Below are 17056 nucleotides of genomic sequence, written 5' to 3' on the forward strand. Positions count from 1 at the left end.
GCTGACCCTGCCCACCTTGCTGACCTGGCTGCGCATCCTGGCCATCCCGGTTCTCGTCGCTCTCTACTACCTGCCCGAAACGATCAACCCCGTCACCCGTGACTTGGTGGCGACCGTGATCTTCGTCGCTGCTGCAGTGACCGACTGGTTTGATGGCTGGCTGGCGCGCAAGACCGGGCAGACGTCCGCTTTCGGGGCCTTTCTTGACCCTGTGGCCGACAAGCTGCTCGTGTGCTCTGCGCTGCTGCTACTGCTGGAGTTCAACCGCGTGTCTGCGCTGATCGCACTGATCATCATCGGGCGCGAGATCACGATATCCGCGTTGCGCGAGTGGATGGCTTCACTGGGCAAGCGGGGCAATGTCGCCGTGAATTCCCTTGGCAAATTCAAGACGGCCGCGCAGATGGTGGCCATCCCGATGCTTCTGTTCAACGAGAAGTTGTTCGGTGTCATCCCGGTACGCGAGATCGGCACTGTGCTCCTGTATGTCGCCGCCGTGCTCACGGTCTGGTCCATGGCCTATTACCTGTGGCTTGCTCGCGTGCACATGCGTGATTGAGCGAGTGCGTGAGCTCGCAGATTCGAGGCGCGCATCGACTTCTCGGAGGCCCCTCAATTTGACGGGCTGCGAATCAGTGTGTAATATTTAAGGCTCTGCGGGAGTAGCTCAGTTGGTAGAGCGCAACCTTGCCAAGGTTGAGGTCGCGAGTTCGAGACTCGTCTCCCGCTCCAGACAAATCAAAGGGAAGCGCCGCTTCCCTTTTTCGTTCCAGGTGCCTGTGCAGGCCCACGCAATCGAGCGTGATACAGTGCCAGCACCAGTCATGGCCGTGGCGGGTTAGCAAAGCGGTTATGCAGCGGATTGCAAATCCGTTTAGCTCGGTTCGACTCCGGGACCCGCCTCCACTTTCTCTCCTGACTGCACGCAAGCGGCGCACCGCCGCGCCCGCGCCGCGGTGGTGAAATCGGTAGACACAGCGGACTTAAAATCCGCCGAACGGTAAAACGTTCGTGCCGGTTCGATTCCGGCCCGCGGCACCAGCCTTCCGCTTTCATCTCCTCTTCTTTTTCGGCTCCCCGGGCCGACGTGCAACACGCCATGAAGGTTTTCGATCTGCAGTGCGAACACGGCCATCGCTTCGAGGGCTGGTTTGCAAGTCACGAGGCATTCGAGCAGCAGAACGCCGGTGGTCTGGTCGTCTGTCCGATCTGCGGCTCGACCGACATCGCGCGCCAGGTCACGGCAGCACGCATCAACACGGGCGCCGCAGCGCCAGCGGATGCCGCCAGCGACGCGCTGGCCGTGCCACCGCAGGCCATGTGGAAGTTCATGCGATCCCTGGTCGATGGCAGCGAAGATGTCGGCGAGCGCTTCGCCGCTGAGGCTCGCGCCATTCACTATGGCGAGTCGCCAGAGCGTTCGATCCGCGGTCGTGCCACAGCAGACGAGCGTCAAGCTCTGGCCGAGGAGGGCATCGAGACCCTGTCGTTGCCCGTGCCATCTTTCCTCAAAGAACCGCTGCAGTAGGCCGGGCCGATGCCGCGTCCGATCCAGGCTCGAATCAGCCACGCTGCGCTTGCCCACAATCTGTCCGTTGCGCGGCGTCATGCCGGCGAGGCCTTTGTCTGGGCGGTGATCAAGGCCAACGCCTACGGGCATGGCATCGGGCGGGGCGTGGCGGCGTTTGCCGCGGCTGACGGTCTGGCGATGCTGGACCTCAACGAGGCCGTGCGCTGCCGCGAGGCCGGCTGGGTCAAGCCGATCCTGCTGCTCGAGGGCATCTTCGAAGCCGCCGACCTCGATGTGGTCGAGCGCTACGGCCTGTCGATGACCGTGCACTGCGCACAGCAGATCGATCTGCTGGCTGCTCGCAGGCTGCTGCGCCCGGTCGATGTCTATCTGAAGATGAACAGCGGCATGAACCGCCTGGGCTTCAAGGCCGAGGACTACCGCGCCGCCTGGACGCGTCTGCGTGCCTTGCCGCAGGTGGGCGCCATCACGCTGATGACGCACTTCGCCGATGCGGATGTCGCCGGCGGTACAGACTCGGCTCGCGCATTGTTTGCCAGAACGACGCAGGGCCTGCCCGGCCCGCGCGCACTGGCCAATTCAGCCGCCTTGCTCGGCGTGCCCGAGGCGATCGGTGATGCGGTGCGTCCGGGGATCATGCTCTACGGCTCATCGCCCTTTGCAGACCGTACGGCCGCGAGCCTCGATCTGCAGCCGGGCATGCACCTGTTCTCGGAGATCATTGGTGTGCAGGATCTGCAGCCCGGCGACACGGTGGGCTACGGCAGCACGTTCCGGGCCGAGGCGCCGATGCGCATCGGCATCGTGGCCTGTGGCTACGCCGACGGCTATCCGCGTCACTGCGGTACCGGGACACCGATTGCCGTGGCGGGGCAGCGCACGCGCACGATCGGCCGCGTGTCGATGGACATGCTCGCAGTTGATCTGACTGCGCTGCCGCAGACCGGCATTGGCAGCCCCGTGGAACTCTGGGGCACGCAGGTCTCGATCGATGAGGTGGCCAAGGCCGCAGGCACCATCGGCTACGAGTTGATGTGCGCCGTGGCGCCGCGCGTGCCCATGGTCTCGGTCGACTGAGCAGACCTATCGCGAATGAGCAAAGCCAAGAGCCAGTACGTCTGCAGCGAATGCGGTGCCACGAGCCCCAAGTGGCTTGGCAAGTGCCCCGGCTGCGGCGCGTGGAACAGTCTGACTGAAACCGCGGCGCAGAGCGCGCAAGGCAAGCGCTTCGAGCCGCTGGTGGGCCAGCGTGCTGGCGCCAGCCAGGTGCAGCAGCTCGGCGCGGTGCAGACCGTCGAGGTCGAGCGCATCGAGACCGGCATCGACGAATTCGACCGCGTGCTCGGCGGCGGGCTGGTGCCCGGTGGCGTGGTGCTGCTGGGCGGTGACCCGGGCATTGGCAAATCCACGCTGCTGCTGCAGTCCCTGGCGGACATGTCGGCCCGCGTACCGGCGCTGTATGTCACGGGCGAGGAGTCGCTCGATCAGGTGGCGCTGCGTTCGCGCCGCCTGGGTGTGTCTGCCGACAAGCTGCTGGCGCTGGCGGAGATCTCGATCGACCGCATTCTGGAGGCCTTTGCCGAGCACCGGCCGCAGGTGGCGGTGGTGGACTCCATCCAGACCCTGTATTCCGAGGCCCTGTCTTCGGCGCCGGGCTCGGTGTCGCAGGTGCGCGAGTGCGCGGCCATGCTCACGCGCGCGGCCAAGCAGACGGGCTGCACCGTGATCATGGTGGGCCATGTCACCAAGGAAGGCACGCTGGCAGGGCCGCGCGTGCTGGAGCACATCGTGGACACGGTGCTGTATTTCGAGGGTGACACGCATTCGTCCTTCCGTCTGATCCGCGCCTTCAAGAACCGCTTCGGCCCGGTGAACGAGCTGGGCGTGTTTGCCATGGGCGACCGCGGCCTGAAGGGCGTCAGCAACCCCTCGGCGCTGTTCCTCTCGCATTCGCACACCGGCGACGACAAGCCCGTGCCGGGCACCTGTGTACTCATCACCCAGGAGGGCACGCGCCCGCTGCTGGTGGAGGTGCAGGCCCTGCTGGACACGGCCGGCGGCAGCCCGCGCCGCCTCGCGGTGGGGCTGGACCAGGCCCGGCTGGCCCTGCTGCTGGCGGTGCTGCACCGCCATGCCGGCATTGCCAGTGGTGATCAGGATGTCTTCGTGAACGCCGTGGGCGGCGTGCGCATCACGGAGCCGGCGGCTGACTTGGCTGTGGTGCTGGCCGCAGTGTCGTCGCTGAAGAACCGCGCGCTTCCCAAGGGGCTGGCCGTGTTCGGCGAGCTCGGCCTGGCCGGCGAGATCCGCCCGGCGCCGCGCGGCCTGGAGCGCATTCGCGAAGCCGCCAAGCTCGGCTTCTCGCACATCATGCTGCCGCGCGCCAACCTGCCCAAGGGCGCCAGCGCCAAGCAGGTGCCCGAGGGCCTCACCTTGCTGCCGGTGGGGCGCATCGAAGAAGCCATGGACGCGCTGCGCGCGCTGCATTAGCGCGGCTGCACGGCACTTCTGGCGTCTCGCCCATTGCAGGGGCTGCGGCAGCCGGAAGCCGTTCCGCTTGTCTGGCGCGGGTCTTGAGGCCTTTTTGCTTGGAAACCCGCTTTAATCTGTGACCTACGGATTGAATCGAGTATCCATGCGCTTCTTCAGGCCAAACTGGCTCAAGAAGCCCGCCCAGCAAGCGGAAAGGCTGTGGCGCGCCTCAGGGTGCTGCCCAGGCCGCGGCGGCTTGGCCTGAAAGCACGGCGGCCTCCAGCGTGGCGGGCAGGTCGGCTTCGGTGAAGTCGCCCGCCAGGCGCAGGGCCGGGTGGGCGGTGCGTGCGGGCACGGCCTGCATGGCCGGCGTGCAGGCGAAGGTGGCGCGCTTCTCGATGATCAACGTGCGGTCGATGGTGGCAGAAAGCCCGGGCAGGGCGCGGCGCAGATGCGCCTCCACGCGGTCCATCCAGGCCCCGCGTTCAACGCTGAGCGACGCGCGGGCGGCGCTGGTAACCACGGCGAGCATGGGGATCTGGGCGCCGTCGAGCGTGTGCGTCCGGTCAAACAGCCAGTGGCCGGGCGCTGCAGCGTCGCCGATGCCTGGGCCCTGTGGCAGCGCCAGCATCGGTGCCGGCAGCGCGGGCACCGGCCGCGCGAGGCGGAAGAACACCGTGGAGATCGGCTCATAGCGCAGCCCTTCCAGTGCCGCTGCAGCCTGAATGTCCAGGCGGTTTACCAGTCGCGCCGCAGACGCGGGCGAGGTCGCGAGCACGACGCGGTCAAAGGGTTCACCTTCAACGAGCAGCTTCTGAATCGACGCGCCGCCCACGGCCGCAGGAGGCGCGACAAGCTCGCGCACCGGGGTGCGCATGCGCAAGTCCACCGCTGCAGCAGCCAGGCTGCGCAACGCGGCATCGGGCATCAGTTCGGATAAGGACGCCTTGGGCACGAGAAAGTCGCTCGCCCGAAAACCCGGCGCCGCCGCATTGCTGAACAGGGCGCGGCGCAGCACGTGTCCAAAGCGGCGGGCGCAGGCGTCTTCCGGCGGGGTGTTGAGCGCGGCCACGCACAAGGGCGCGAGCAACTCCTGCCAGACCCAGCTGCCCACAAAGGGTGCGAGCCACTCTTCCACCGTCTGCCCCGGCGGCACGCTTTGCAGCAGCTTCATACCAAGGCGGGCCATGCCCCACTTTGCGCTGCCGGCGAGGCGGCTGCTTGCAAGCGCGGCGGCCACATGCAGCGGCGCCGGCCAGTCCGGGGCGCGCATCAGCCAGCCCTCGGGTGTGGGCAGGCCGAAGGGCAGGCGGTGAAAGGCGTTCGCAGGGTCGACGCCCGCACGCTGCATCAGATCGAGGCAGCCGGTGTAGGCGCCGATCAGGATGTGCTGGCCGTTGTCGATCGGGATGCGCTGGCCCAGGCTGTCCCAGCGCACGGTGCGGGCGCGGCCGCCGGGCTCGGGCGCGGCATCGAACAGGGTGATGCGCCGCGGCTCGCGGGCCGGGGTCTGCGCCAGCTGCAGCGCACAGGCCAGGCCCGCCCAGCCCGCGCCGATGACGGCAATGCGCCGCATGCCCGCTCAGCGCCCCAGGGCGCGCAGCGCGGCCCGCGGAAACACCCAGCCCTTCCAGGCCAGCCAGAGCTTGCGCAGGGGTGTCAGGGCAATGCGCTGATTCAGCACGGCAAAGTCCTCGCGCGCGATCTCTTCCAGCAGCTCGCGGTAGATGCGGCCCATGATCAGCCCGGCGCGCTGGCTGCGCACGTCTTCGGCGGGCAGAGCGCGGGCTGCGTCACGAAAGGCCGTGCGGGCCAGATCAGCCAGTTCGCTCAGCAGGGCGGTGAGGGCAGGGGAGCCCTGGCGCTGCAGCACGGCATTGCGGTCCACGCCGTGAGCCTTGAGCCAGGCATCAGTCAGGTAGACGCGGCCGCGCGGGGCGTCATCACCCACATCACGCAGAATGTTCACCAGCTGAAGAGCCAGCCCGAGCTTGCCCGCGTAGTCATGCGTAGAAGCGTTGCTGTAGCCGAAGATCAGGGCCGACACCTCGCCCACCACGCCGGCCACGCGGTGGCAGTAGATCTTGAGCGACTCCAGGTCCGGGTAGCGCACCTGGTTCACATCCATCTCCATGCCCGCAATGATTTCCATGAGCTGCGGCGCACGCACGCCAAAGGGCAGCACATGGGCCTGCAGAGCCTGCGTGACGGGGTGGGTGGGTGCGCCGGCATACAGGCGGTCGATCTCGGTGCGCCACCAGGCCAGCTTGGTGCGCGCGAGCTGCGCGTCGGCCACTTCGTCGGCCACGTCATCCACCTCGCGACAGAAGGCATAGAAGGCCATGATGGCGTCGCGCCGGGCGGGCGGCAGGAACAGGAAGCTGTAGTAGAAGCTGGAACCGGATGCGGCTGCCTTGTCCCGGCAGTATTCGATGGGCGTCATGCGCGGATTATCGCGGGGCGGTGGGGCTGATCGGCCCGAGCAGGCGCGGCTCGATGCCTCGCGGCGCCTGCGCGGGTTGCAGCAGCGTGCGCCAGGCGATGACCAGCCAATCGATGCTGCCCAGCTTGGGCCGGGCGCGGCAGACGTCGTAGGCCGCTGCATCGAGGCGCGCTGCAATGCGCAGGCCACCCTCGATCACGGCGCGCAGCTCCAGACCGCCGCGTCCGCCAATGCGTGCGGGCAGGCCATAGCCGAACTGCAGGCGCGCCCGAGCGTCGGCTACTAGCACCCGCATCAGCGCGCGCCAAGCCTCGGTCTGCATCATCCGGGCGGCCTCTGCGACAAGCTGCGATTCGTCCACGCCGAACTGCGTCATTTGCGCGCGCGGGATGTAGATGCGCGGCTTGGCCAGATCGATGGCCACGTCTTGCCAGAAGTTCACCAGCTGCAGGCCGGTGCAGATTGCGTCGGCCTGGGCGAGTGCGGCCGGGTCGTGGTCGCAGTCGTATAGACGCAGCATCAGGCGCCCGACCGGGTTGGCCGAGCGGCTGCAGTAGTCCAGCACCTCGGTCATGTCCGCATAACTCGTCTTCTCCACGTCCTGCGAGAACGCGGATAGCAGATCGAGCAGGGGCTCCGGGCGCAGAGCATGCGGTGCGATGTGCGGCTGCAGACCCGCGACGGCGCGCAGCAGCGGGTCGTCGGTGGGCGCTGCGGGCCGGGTCGGCGCGGCAAACAGCTCGCGCACGGCCTGCGCCATGCGGGCGAGATCGGCCAGACGTTGTGCTGCATCAGCGTGGCCCTCGTCAGCCACATCGTCCGCTGTACGTGCGAAGCGATAGATCGCCACGATGGCGGGGCGCAGCCGGGCCGGAGCCAGACGCGAGGCCACGGGAAAGTTTTCGTAGTGATCAACAGCCATGGGATGGCGCGGGCGGTTCGTCGATGATGTGTCGCGCTGCAGCATACGGGCTGTGAAGCGCAACTGGCAGAACACGCGAGACGCTCGACGCCGGGGCGACAAGGTGGGGTCTGCGCCTTGGCTACAATGCTCCCCAGAGCAAGTACGCGGGGAAGTACGCGTCTCGGGCGCTTGAGGCAAGACCTTCAGCAGGCCTGACCGGACGGACCGCACTTGCATGCGAAGGTGGCGAAATTGGTAGACGCACCAGGTTTAGGTCCTGACGCCTTCACCGGCGTGGGGGTTCGAGTCCCCCCCTTCGCACCAGCGAGATCTCAGAATCCCCACGGGTTGAGTTCCGCGCGTTCAACCCGATCATTCATTTTCAGGTGTGTTCATGACTGCAGCTATTGAGACCCTTTCCGCCATCGAACGCCGTGTGGCGCTGGACGTGCCCCTGGCCGACGTGAATCGTGAGGTCGAGTCGCGTTTGCGCCGCCTGCAGCGCACCGTGCGCATGTCCGGCTTCCGCCCCGGCAAGGTGCCCTTCGGTCTGGTTCAGCGCCAGTACGGCTATGAAGTTCAGATGGAAGTGCTCAACGACAAGGTCGGCGAAGCCTTCAACTCCGTGGTGAGCGAGAACAAGCTGCGCGTGGCCGGCATGCCCAAGGTTGAGCCGATTAATGCCGAAGGCGAGGCTGCTGCCGAAGCCGCCAAGTTCACGGCCACCTTCGAGGTCTATCCCGAGATCAAGTTTGGCGACTTCAAGAGCGCCACGGTCGAGCGCGTTGTCTGCACGGTAGGCGATGCCGAGGTCGACAAAACGATCGACATCCTGCGCAAGCAGCGTGCCAACTACGCGGCCGTGGATCGCGGCATCCAGACTGACGATCGCATCACGTGCAACTTCACCGGCACGATCGATGGCGTCGAGTTCAAAGGTGGCCAGGCGACTGACTTCTCGTTCGTCTCCGGCGCCAAGCGCATGCTGCCGGAGTTCGAAGCGGCAGCCCTCGGCCTGAAGGCTGGCGAAAGCAAGACCTTCGATCTCGCATTCCCCGCCGACTACCACGGCGCCGATGTCGCCGGCAAGACGGCGGCGTTCAAGCTCGACATCACGAAGGTGGAAGCCCCGCAGTTGCCGCCGGTGGATTCCGAATTCGCCAAGACCCTAGGCATCGCTGACGGCGACGTGACCAAGATGCGCGAAGAGATCCGCGCCAACCTGCAGCGCGAAGTCGCCGCACGCACACGCAACCAGACCAAGGAAAGCGTGATGAACGCGATGCTCAAGGTTGCGGAGTTCGAGGTGCCCAAGGCGTTGGTTGGCAACGAGACGGGCCGCCTTGCCGAGAACGCGCGTGCCGATCTGGCTGCGCGCGGCATGAAGGTGGATTCGCTGCCCTTCCCGCCGGATGTGTTCCAGGCGCAGGCCGAGCGCCGCGTGCGCCTCGGTCTGATTCTTGCTGAGCTGGTCAAGGTCAACGGGCTGACGGCCAAGCAGGAGCAGCTGCGTGCCAAGATCGAAGAGACGGCGCAGAGCTACGAGAACCCCGCTGAAGTGCTGCAGTGGTACTTCAAGGACAAGCAGCGCCTGGCCGACGTCGAGGCCGTGGTGCTTGAAGACAATGTGGTGGAATGGGCTCTGGGCCAGACCACCGTGGTGGACAAGCCTGTGGCTTTTGACGAGCTGATGGGCAACGCCGCCTGATTGATCAGAACTGCAGCGCAAGGTTTGCGCAGGAGACAAGCTGATGGCATTTGACGTTCGGGACTGGCAGCGCGATCCGCAGCGCTTTGAACCGCAGAATCTCGGCATGGTGCCGATCGTCATCGAGCAGAGTGGCCGGGGCGAGCGCGCCTACGATATCTACTCGCGGCTGCTGCGCGAACGGATCGTGTTCCTGATCGGCCCCGTGCATGACGTGTCGGCCAACCTGATCGTGGCGCAGCTGTTGTTCCTTGAGGCGGACAATCCCGACAAGGACATCAGCTTCTACATCAACAGCCCGGGCGGCTCGGTCTATGCCGGCATGGCGATCTACGACACCATGCAGTTCATCAAGCCCGATGTGTCCACCATGTGCTGCGGCCTTGCGGCGAGCATGGGTGCCTTCCTTCTGGCGGCTGGCGAGAAGGGCAAGCGCTTCTCGCTGCCGAATAGCCGAATCATGATTCATCAGCCCTCGGGTGGGGCCCAGGGGCAGGCGAGCGACATCCAGATCCAGGCTCGCGAAATCCTTGATCTGCGCGAGCGTCTGAACAAGATTCTTGCGGACCGCACGGGGCAGCCGATCGACAAGATCGCGACCGACACGGACCGCGACAATTTCCTCGCCCCCGAGGAAGCGCAGGCCTACGGGCTCATCGACAAGGTGCTCACCTCGCGCGAACAAGTCGCCTCGGGCGGCTGATCGTATCGAACTGAGTTCTAGCGCAGGCAGCAGGGAGGCACGATGACCGAGAAAAAAACGAACAGCGAGAAGCTGCTGTATTGCTCCTTCTGTGGCAAGAGCCAACACGAGGTCAAGAAGCTGATCGCTGGCCCCTCGGTCTTCATCTGCGACGAATGCATCGACCTGTGCAACGAGATCATCCGCGATGAAGTCGCTGAAGCGTCTGGCCCGACAACCCGCAGCGACTTGCCTACGCCCAAGGAAATCAAGGAGATCCTTGACCAGTATGTGATCGGCCAGGATCAGGCCAAAAAGATCCTGTCTGTCGCGGTCTACAACCACTACAAGCGGCTCAAGCACCTGGGCAGCAAGGATGAGGTCGAACTCGCCAAGTCCAACATCCTGCTCGTCGGGCCTACCGGCTCCGGCAAGACCTTGCTAGCGCAGACCCTTGCGCGGTTGCTCAATGTGCCGTTTGTGATCGCCGACGCAACCACGCTGACCGAAGCTGGCTATGTGGGTGAGGATGTCGAAAACATCATTCAGAAGCTGCTGCAGAACTGCAACTACGAGGTTGATAAGGCACAGCGGGGCATTGTTTACATCGACGAGATCGACAAGATCTCTCGTAAATCCGACAACCCCTCCATCACACGCGACGTGTCTGGCGAAGGCGTGCAGCAGGCCCTGCTTAAGCTGATCGAAGGCACCATTGCCAGCGTGCCACCGCAAGGTGGCCGCAAGCACCCTAATCAGGATTTCGTGCAGGTCGACACGACCAACATCCTGTTCATCTGCGGGGGCGCGTTCGATGGCTTGGATAAGGTCATCCGCAACCGCTCGGAGAAGAGCGGGATCGGCTTCGGCGCATCAGTCCGAGGCGAATCGAGCCGTAGCGTGACGGAGCTTCTCGCGGAAGCCGAGCCCGAAGACCTGATCAAGTTCGGTCTGATTCCCGAACTGGTCGGGCGGCTTCCTGTGGTTGCCACCCTGGGCGAGTTGCAGGAAGAAGCGCTCGTACAGATACTGGTCGAGCCCAAGAACGCCCTGATCAAGCAGTACAGCAAGCTGCTCGGCATGGAGGGGGTCGATCTGGAGATCCGCCCCGCGGCGATGCGCGCGGTGGCGCAGAAGGCGCTCAAGCGCAAGACAGGTGCGCGTGGCCTGCGCTCAATTCTTGAGCAGGCCTTGTTGCAGACCATGTATGAGCTTCCGACCATGGAGAACGTGGCCAAGGTCGTCGTCGATGAGAACTGCATCACCCAGGGTACGCCGCCGCTGCTTGTCTACCGCGAACAGCCACGCTCGGTTGCGCTCGCGGCGTCCTGAGCGAGTCCGGCGTACCTCGTGCTCCGCGGTGAGTGCCTAGCCGGCAGAACCAGAACGTCGCCCAGTTGACAATTTCTGCTTTCTGTATGGGCCTTACGAGCCGTATTGCTCTCGCTTGATGCCTTCTCCGCGGTGCTACAGTCGTCCGCAAGCATATGCACGTGTTTGCCTCCGAGGCGCGATCTTGCAATCGCATGACCTGCCCGCAGTTTGTGTGGGTTCCATTCTGAAAGCCCGATATGTCTGAGGCCAAGATTCTCTCCTTGCCCCTGCTGCCGCTGCGCGATGTGGTGGTATTCCCCAACATGGTCATCCCGCTGTTTGTAGGGCGACCCAAGAGCATCAAGGCGCTTGAAGTCGCCATGGAAGGCGGGCAGGGCATTCTGCTGGTCGCTCAGAAGAACGCGACGAAGGATGATCCATCAGCATCGGATCTGCACGAGATCGGCTGCATAGCCAATGTGCTTCAGATGCTCAAGCTTCCTGATGGGACGATGAAGGTGCTGGTTGAGGGATCCCAGCGTGCATCCCTGCATGCTGTCGAGGATGGCCCAACGCACTTCACCTGCGAAGCCGAGCCGCTTGAGTCCCAAGACGCAAATGCGCCAGAGGCCGAGGCGCTTCGCCGTGCGGTGATCAGTCAGTTCGACCAGTTCGTCAAGCTCAACAAGAAGGTGCCACCGGAAGTCCTGACTTCCGTGTCGGGCATTGATGAGCCCGGCCGTCTTGCTGACACTGTGGCGACGCATCTGCCCATCAAGATCGAGCAGAAGCAGTCGGCGCTGGCCGTTCTGCGCGTACCGGAGCGTCTCGAGTTGCTGCTCTCCCTGCTTGAAGGAGAGATCGACATTCTCCAGGTGGAAAAGCGCATCCGCGGGCGGGTCAAGCGCCAGATGGAGAAGAGTCAGCGCGAGTACTACCTGAACGAGCAGGTCAAGGCGATCCAGAAGGAGCTCGGTGAAGGCGAAGACGGAGCCGACCTTGAAGAGCTCGACAAGCGCATCAAGGCTGCGCGAATGCCCAAGGAGGCACGCAAGAAGGCCGAGGCTGAGCTCAAGAAGCTCAAGCTGATGTCGCCGATGTCGGCCGAAGCGACTGTGGTGCGCAACTACATCGACACGATCGTCAATCTGCCATGGAAGAAAAAGAGCAAGATCAATAACGACCTCAAGCACGCTGAAGACGTGCTCAACGCTGACCACGACGGCCTCGAAAAGGTCAAGGAACGCATCGTCGAGTACCTCGCCGTTCAGCAGCGTGTCGACAAGCTCAAGGCGCCGATCCTATGCCTCGTCGGCCCACCTGGCGTGGGTAAGACCTCACTTGGCCAGTCGATCGCGAAGGCGACCAACCGCAAGTTTGTACGCATGGCTCTGGGTGGCGTGCGCGACGAGGCCGAGATCCGTGGGCACCGCCGTACGTACATTGGCTCAATGCCGGGCAAGATCCTGCAGAACCTCTCCAAGACAGGCGTGCGCAATCCGCTGTTTCTGCTTGATGAAGTGGACAAGATGGGGCAGGACTTTCGTGGTGATCCAGCCTCAGCTCTGCTCGAAGTGCTGGATCCCGAGCAGAACCACACCTTCCAGGATCACTACATCGAAGTCGACTTCGATCTGTCGGATGTGATGTTTGTGGCGACCTCCAACTCGCTGAACATTCCTCCGGCGCTGCTGGACCGCATGGAGGTGATTCGCCTAGCTGGCTATACCGAAGACGAGAAGACCGACATCGTCGAGCGTCACCTGCTACCCAAGCAGATGAAAAGTAACGGTGTAAAGGAGGACGAGCTGCACGTGTCTGAGGCCGCTATCCGAGACATCGTCCGCTACTACACCCGTGAGGCGGGGGTTCGTTCTCTGGAGCGCGAGGTCTCGAAGATCTGCCGCAAGGTCGTCAAGCAGCAGTTGCTTGGCAAGACCAAGGGGAAGGTCAACATCACGCCCAAGAATCTTGATAAGTACCTGGGGGTACGACGCTTCACCTATGGTGTCGCAGAGAAGGAAAACCAGATCGGCCAGGTGACGGGGCTTGCATGGACGGAAGTGGGTGGAGATCTGCTTACCATCGAAGTGGCCACCATGCCCGGCAAGGGCAATGTGCAGCGCACCGGCTCGCTGGGCGATGTCATGAAGGAGTCGGTGGAAGCAGCCCGCACGGTGGTTCGTGCCCGAGCCCGACGCCTGGGCATCAAGGACGACCGCTTCGAGAAGCTAGACCTGCATGTGCACTTCCCCGAGGGGGCCACACCGAAGGATGGGCCGAGCGCGGGCATTGCGATCACCATAGCCCTCGTCTCTGCGCTGACGGGCATTCCGGTCCGATCGGATGTCGCGATGACGGGCGAGATCACGCTGCGCGGGGAAGTCCTGGCCATTGGCGGCTTGAAGGAGAAACTGCTAGCAGCGCTGCGCGGCGGCATCAAGAAGGTGCTCATTCCCGAGGAAAACACCAAGGACCTCGCAGAGATTCCAGACAACGTCAAAAACCGTCTTGAGATCATCCCGGTGAAATGGATCGATCGCGTGCTCGAGATCGCACTGAGCGAGACACCGGTTGCGCTGCCCGATGAAGAAGTTGCTGCGTCTACGGCAACGTCTGCCGACGGCAAGCCTGCTGCATCAGGCGAGGTTGTAAAGCATTGATTCAGCGTGTTGCGGTGCGTTGGGTAGCGACGCGTGCGCAGCGTGCGTTCGCCTTGACATGCCAAGAGAGCGACGCGTTAAATCGATTCGAGCGGTTATAGTCCGCGTCCTTTGTCGGCTGCGGGCCGACACACCAATACGACCGACCAATCCTGTTTCTAGGGGGTTTAGAAAGTGAACAAGACCGACCTGATCGATCACATCGCAAAGAACGCAGACATCTCCAAGGCCGCAGCAGGCCGTGCTCTGGATTCGGTGGTCGGCGCCATCAAGACGACGCTCAAACGTGGCGGCTCGGTCACGCTCGTCGGGTTCGGTACCTTCACGGTGGGCAAGCGGGCTGCCCGTTCCGGCCGCAACCCGCGCACGAACCAGCCGATCAAGATCAAGGCCGCCAAGGTGCCAAAGTTCCGCCCGGGCAAGGCCTTGAAGGACGCTGTAAACTAATGTGCTTTGCGGGTGCTTAGCTCAGTTGGTAGAGCGGCGCCCTTACAAGGCGTAGGTCGGGAGTTCGAGCCTCTCAGCACCCACCACCGCAAAGCGCAAGACACTTTTGCCTGAGTGCAGGCAAGACGATCAGGGCGAACCGGGTTCGCCCTTTTTGTTGTGCTCTGCCTGGCCTGTGAATCCTGATTCGGGAAGTCAGCATCGATGTTTGAGTTCATTCGCACCCACAAGCGCTTCCTGCAGTTTGTGCTGCTGATCTTGATTCTGCCCTCGTTCGTGTTCTTCGGCGTCCAGGGGTATTCGCGGTTCATGGAAGGCGACCAGGCGCTCGCCCGGATCGACAAGGCGAAGGTGACCCAGCAAGACCTGGACAACGCCATGCGTCAGCGCGTGGATCAGATGCGCCAGCAGTTCGGCTCGCAGATCGAGGCACGTCTGATTGACACGCCCGAGGCGCGCAAGGCGATGCTGGATCAACTGATCGACCAGCAGGTCGTCGCGGCTGAGATTCGCAGCAACTGGATAGCGGTTTCCGACGCCTACCTGCGCGACACAATCGCTGCCATCCCTGCAGTTCAGAAGGACGGCAAGTTCGATCTTGAGCTGTATCAGCGCGCTCTGGCCAGTCAGGGCCTGTCGGAGCAGGTGTTTGAGGCGCGCCTGCGCAATGACATCGCTTCGGCGCGAGTTGCAGAGGCTCTGTCGTCTTCGAGCATCGTCCCTCAGACCGTTCTCGAAAAACTCGCGCGCCAGGCCGAGCAGACGATCAGCTATCGCGAGCAGTTGTTCCGAGCCACCGACTTTGCGTCAAAAGTCACGGTTAACGATGAAGCGCTCAAGAACTACTACGACGCAAATCTCAAGCAATTCGAGCAGCCTGAGCGGCTGAAGGCAGAGTATGTCGTTCTAGACCTCCCGACTGTCTCCAAGATGGTCGAGGTCAAGCCCGAGGAAGTTCGTGCCTTCTACGACAAGAATCAGGATCGCTTCAAGTCCGAGGAGCAGCGTAAAGCCAGTCACATTCTGGTGAAGGCTGACAAAGGCGCCTCGGCTGATGACCTGGCCAAGGCCAAGACTCGTGCCGAAGCGCTCCTCGCTCAGGTCAAGGCAAATCCAGCAAGCTTTGCCAAGATCGCGCGCGAGTCGTCGCAGGATGAAGGCTCGGCGCCGTCCGGCGGCGATCTCGGATTCTTCGGCCGGGGCGCTATGGTCAAGCCATTCGAGGACGCCGTGTTTGGGATGAAAGAGGGCGAGATCAGCGCTGTCGTCCAAAGTGATTTCGGCTTCCACATCATTCAGCTGACGGGTCTGAAGCCCAGCGCGGTTCGAAGCTTTGATGAAGTGCGCGCTGAAATCGAGAGCGAGCAGCGCAAGAACCTCGCGGCCAAGAAGTACGCCGAGCTTGCCGAAAGTTTCACCAATACGGTGTTTGAGCAATCGGATTCGTTCAAGCCGATCGTCGAGAAGATGAAGCTGCAGGTCAGCACTGTGGACGGCATCACCCGTGATCGCCTGAATCAACCGTCGCGCCCTGGTGACCCGCTGTCTGCACGCGTCATTGAATCGCTGTTCTCTGCCGACTCCATCAAGAACCGGCGCAACACGGAGGCGATCGAAGTCGCGCCGAACACGCTTGTTTCTGCGCGGGTTGTGGACTACCAGGCTGCAAGGACACCTCCGCTCGAAGAGATCAAGCCTGCGGTTCAGGCTCGGCTGGTTGCTCAGGAGTCCGCACGGCTTGCGCGTGAGGCCGGTGCAATCCGCCTGCAATCGCTGCAAAAGGCGCCGGCCGAGGTCTCCGGATTGGGCGAGGTGCGCAGCGTCTCGCGTGCGACCGCCCAAAACCTGCCTCCGCAGGTTGTCAGCGCAATCGCCCGTGCGTCCGCAGGAACGTTGCCTGCGGCCGTGGGCGTTGATGTTCCGGGGCTGGGCTATGGCGTTTATCTCGTCACGGCGCTGGGTGAAGCTCCGGCGCTCAGCGATGAGCGTCGTGCGTCTCTGACCAGCGCACTGCAACGCGTCACGGGTGAGCTGGAGTCTCGCGGCTTGCTGGCTGATCTGCGCCAGCAGCACAAGGTCAAGGTTCTCAAGACCGACTTCAGCAAGCAGGATGAATCCGCCGCAGCAGCCAGCAAGCCGGCGGAAAAGAGGTAAGGCAGCCAGCGCATTTGTGGCACAGCACAGAGAAGCCATCCGAATGCGGATGGCTTTTTCTTTGGCACCGAGGCCGCTAGGACTTCAGCAGTCGGCTCAGGCTCGGCCAGACGGTTGCGAGCATCCGGGGCTGCGCCTTTTCGTTGGGGTGGATCCGGTCGGCCTGAAAGTAGCTCTGATCTGCAGCGAAACCCTCTAGAAGGAAGGGCACCAGAGAGATCTTCTCGCGGCTCGCAACAGTCGTGAAGGTTTGCCGGAACTGTTGCGTGTACTGCGCACCGTAGTTGGGTGGGACCTCCATGCCGACGAGCAAGACACGGGCCCCGGCTCGCTGGCCAGTCCGGATCATGCGGGTCAGATTGGCGTCCGTGGCAGCGAGCGACAGACCGCGCAAGGCGTCATTCGCACCCAATTCGATCAGAAGCACTGAGGGCTTGTGCTGCTGCACGAGTCGCTCAATACGTGCCGCACCGCCACTGCTTGTCTCGCCGCTGATACTTGCATTCACAACGCGGTGCGAAAAACCCTGCTTGCGAAGCTGCGCCTCCAGTAACGCAACCCAACCCGTGCCCCGCGGCAAGCCATACTCAGCTGAAAGGCTGTCGCCGACGACAAGGATCACGGGTGGGGGATTCTGCCCAGAGGCAGGTTGAGCTGCCGCCGCTAACATGAGCGCAGCAGCGGCAACAAGACCGCGCAGGCAGACTCGCCGATAACGATTCATTGACTCCATGACCT

At 63.5% G+C, this 17056-nt stretch carries 14 protein-coding genes and 5 tRNA genes; 15 read left to right on the forward strand and 4 right to left on the reverse strand.

Going from position 1 to position 17056, the window contains the following annotated elements:
- Position 1: 1 nt before the first annotated feature.
- The 7 genes from pgsA (at position 2) to radA (ending at position 4021) form a co-directional block, all read left to right on the forward strand.
- On the forward strand, positions 2 to 559 hold the full coding sequence (gene pgsA, locus ACMDW7_RS07895) for a CDP-diacylglycerol--glycerol-3-phosphate 3-phosphatidyltransferase (RefSeq protein WP_377302555.1): 558 nt from the start codon (positions 2 to 4) through the stop codon (positions 557 to 559).
- A 97-nt stretch (positions 560 to 656) separates the two neighbouring features.
- Positions 657 to 732 (forward strand) — tRNA-Gly (locus ACMDW7_RS07900).
- Positions 733 to 832: 100 nt separating this feature from the next.
- Positions 833 to 906: transfer RNA gene (locus ACMDW7_RS07905), tRNA-Cys, on the forward strand.
- Between the two features lie 44 nt (positions 907 to 950).
- Positions 951 to 1041, forward strand: a tRNA-Leu gene (locus ACMDW7_RS07910).
- A gap of 58 nt (positions 1042 to 1099) precedes the next feature.
- Positions 1100 to 1528 carry a DUF1178 family protein gene (locus ACMDW7_RS07915; protein WP_377301743.1) on the forward strand — a complete coding sequence of 143 codons (429 nt, stop codon included), beginning with the start codon at positions 1100 to 1102 and terminating at the stop codon, positions 1526 to 1528.
- Positions 1529 to 1537: 9 nt separating this feature from the next.
- A complete protein-coding gene (gene alr / locus ACMDW7_RS07920; RefSeq protein WP_377301741.1) occupies positions 1538 to 2608 on the forward strand; it encodes an alanine racemase in 1071 nt (356 codons plus the stop codon).
- 15 nt (positions 2609 to 2623) lie between these two features.
- Complete coding sequence (gene radA / locus ACMDW7_RS07925; RefSeq protein WP_377301739.1) at positions 2624 to 4021, forward strand: DNA repair protein RadA; 1398 nt, start codon at positions 2624 to 2626, stop codon at positions 4019 to 4021.
- Between the two features lie 211 nt (positions 4022 to 4232).
- Here radA and hpnE read toward each other — a convergent pair whose 3' ends face one another.
- The 3 genes from hpnE to hpnC are packed head-to-tail and all read right to left on the reverse strand — an operon-like array spanning position 4233 to position 7368.
- Positions 4233 to 5579 carry a hydroxysqualene dehydroxylase HpnE gene (gene hpnE / locus ACMDW7_RS07930; RefSeq protein WP_377301737.1) on the reverse strand — a complete coding sequence of 449 codons (1347 nt, stop codon included), beginning with the start codon at positions 5577 to 5579 and terminating at the stop codon, positions 4233 to 4235.
- A 6-nt stretch (positions 5580 to 5585) separates the two neighbouring features.
- Complete coding sequence (gene hpnD, locus ACMDW7_RS07935) at positions 5586 to 6446, reverse strand: presqualene diphosphate synthase HpnD (protein WP_377301735.1); 861 nt, start codon at positions 6444 to 6446, stop codon at positions 5586 to 5588.
- 7 nt (positions 6447 to 6453) lie between these two features.
- Positions 6454 to 7368, reverse strand: coding sequence for a squalene synthase HpnC (gene hpnC / locus ACMDW7_RS07940; protein ID WP_377301733.1), 915 nt, complete (start codon positions 7366 to 7368; stop codon positions 6454 to 6456).
- Between the two features lie 219 nt (positions 7369 to 7587).
- Between hpnC and ACMDW7_RS07945 the strand changes: the two genes are divergently transcribed.
- The 8 genes from ACMDW7_RS07945 to ACMDW7_RS07980 all read left to right on the forward strand — a co-directional run bounded on the left by ACMDW7_RS07945 (position 7588) and on the right by ACMDW7_RS07980 (position 16318).
- Positions 7588 to 7674: transfer RNA gene (locus ACMDW7_RS07945), tRNA-Leu, on the forward strand.
- A gap of 70 nt (positions 7675 to 7744) precedes the next feature.
- Positions 7745 to 9058 (forward strand): trigger factor, encoded by a 1314-nt coding sequence (gene tig / locus ACMDW7_RS07950; protein WP_377301731.1) that lies wholly within the window; start codon positions 7745 to 7747, stop codon positions 9056 to 9058.
- Positions 9059 to 9101: 43 nt separating this feature from the next.
- A complete protein-coding gene (gene clpP / locus ACMDW7_RS07955) occupies positions 9102 to 9761 on the forward strand; it encodes an ATP-dependent Clp endopeptidase proteolytic subunit ClpP (protein WP_377301729.1) in 660 nt (219 codons plus the stop codon).
- A gap of 42 nt (positions 9762 to 9803) precedes the next feature.
- The gene (clpX, locus tag ACMDW7_RS07960; protein ID WP_377301727.1) at positions 9804 to 11072 is read left to right on the forward strand and encodes an ATP-dependent Clp protease ATP-binding subunit ClpX; all 1269 of its coding nucleotides are present in this window, start codon (positions 9804 to 9806) and stop codon (positions 11070 to 11072) included.
- A gap of 239 nt (positions 11073 to 11311) precedes the next feature.
- Positions 11312 to 13717, forward strand: a complete 2406-nt coding sequence (lon, locus tag ACMDW7_RS07965) for an endopeptidase La (RefSeq protein WP_377301725.1) — start codon at positions 11312 to 11314, stop codon at positions 13715 to 13717.
- A gap of 174 nt (positions 13718 to 13891) precedes the next feature.
- Entirely contained in the window at positions 13892 to 14164 is a 273-nt protein-coding gene (locus ACMDW7_RS07970; RefSeq protein WP_054124213.1) for an HU family DNA-binding protein, read from the forward strand.
- 10 nt (positions 14165 to 14174) lie between these two features.
- Positions 14175 to 14250 (forward strand) — tRNA-Val (locus ACMDW7_RS07975).
- Between the two features lie 118 nt (positions 14251 to 14368).
- Complete coding sequence (locus tag ACMDW7_RS07980; RefSeq protein WP_377301723.1) at positions 14369 to 16318, forward strand: SurA N-terminal domain-containing protein; 1950 nt, start codon at positions 14369 to 14371, stop codon at positions 16316 to 16318.
- A gap of 76 nt (positions 16319 to 16394) precedes the next feature.
- On the opposite strand, the gene ACMDW7_RS07985 is transcribed toward ACMDW7_RS07980, so the two are convergent.
- Complete coding sequence (locus ACMDW7_RS07985) at positions 16395 to 17051, reverse strand: arylesterase (RefSeq protein WP_377301721.1); 657 nt, start codon at positions 17049 to 17051, stop codon at positions 16395 to 16397.
- Positions 17052 to 17056 lie beyond the last annotated feature (5 nt).

The sequence above is a fragment of the Piscinibacterium candidicorallinum genome (assembly GCF_047549485.1).
Classification (GTDB): Bacteria; Pseudomonadota; Gammaproteobacteria; order Burkholderiales; family Burkholderiaceae_C; genus Piscinibacterium; species Piscinibacterium candidicorallinum.

Excerpts from the sequence above, each read along its gene's own strand:
- ACMDW7_RS07915 (WP_377301743.1), top strand. The coding sequence starts at position 1,100 with ATGAAGGTTTTCGATCTGCAGTGCGAACACGGCCATCGCTTCGAGGGC.
- alr (WP_377301741.1), top strand. The coding sequence starts at position 1,538 with ATGCCGCGTCCGATCCAGGCTCGAATCAGCCACGCTGCGCTTGCCCAC.
- radA (WP_377301739.1), top strand. The coding sequence starts at position 2,624 with ATGAGCAAAGCCAAGAGCCAGTACGTCTGCAGCGAATGCGGTGCCACG.
- hpnE (WP_377301737.1), bottom strand. The coding sequence starts at position 5,579 with ATGCGGCGCATTGCCGTCATCGGCGCGGGCTGGGCGGGCCTGGCCTGT.
- hpnD (WP_377301735.1), bottom strand. The coding sequence starts at position 6,446 with ATGACGCCCATCGAATACTGCCGGGACAAGGCAGCCGCATCCGGTTCC.
- hpnC (WP_377301733.1), bottom strand. The coding sequence starts at position 7,368 with ATGGCTGTTGATCACTACGAAAACTTTCCCGTGGCCTCGCGTCTGGCT.
- tig (WP_377301731.1), top strand. The coding sequence starts at position 7,745 with ATGACTGCAGCTATTGAGACCCTTTCCGCCATCGAACGCCGTGTGGCG.
- clpP (WP_377301729.1), top strand. The coding sequence starts at position 9,102 with ATGGCATTTGACGTTCGGGACTGGCAGCGCGATCCGCAGCGCTTTGAA.
- clpX (WP_377301727.1), top strand. The coding sequence starts at position 9,804 with ATGACCGAGAAAAAAACGAACAGCGAGAAGCTGCTGTATTGCTCCTTC.
- lon (WP_377301725.1), top strand. The coding sequence starts at position 11,312 with ATGTCTGAGGCCAAGATTCTCTCCTTGCCCCTGCTGCCGCTGCGCGAT.
- ACMDW7_RS07980 (WP_377301723.1), top strand. The coding sequence starts at position 14,369 with ATGTTTGAGTTCATTCGCACCCACAAGCGCTTCCTGCAGTTTGTGCTG.
- ACMDW7_RS07985 (WP_377301721.1), bottom strand. The coding sequence starts at position 17,051 with ATGGAGTCAATGAATCGTTATCGGCGAGTCTGCCTGCGCGGTCTTGTT.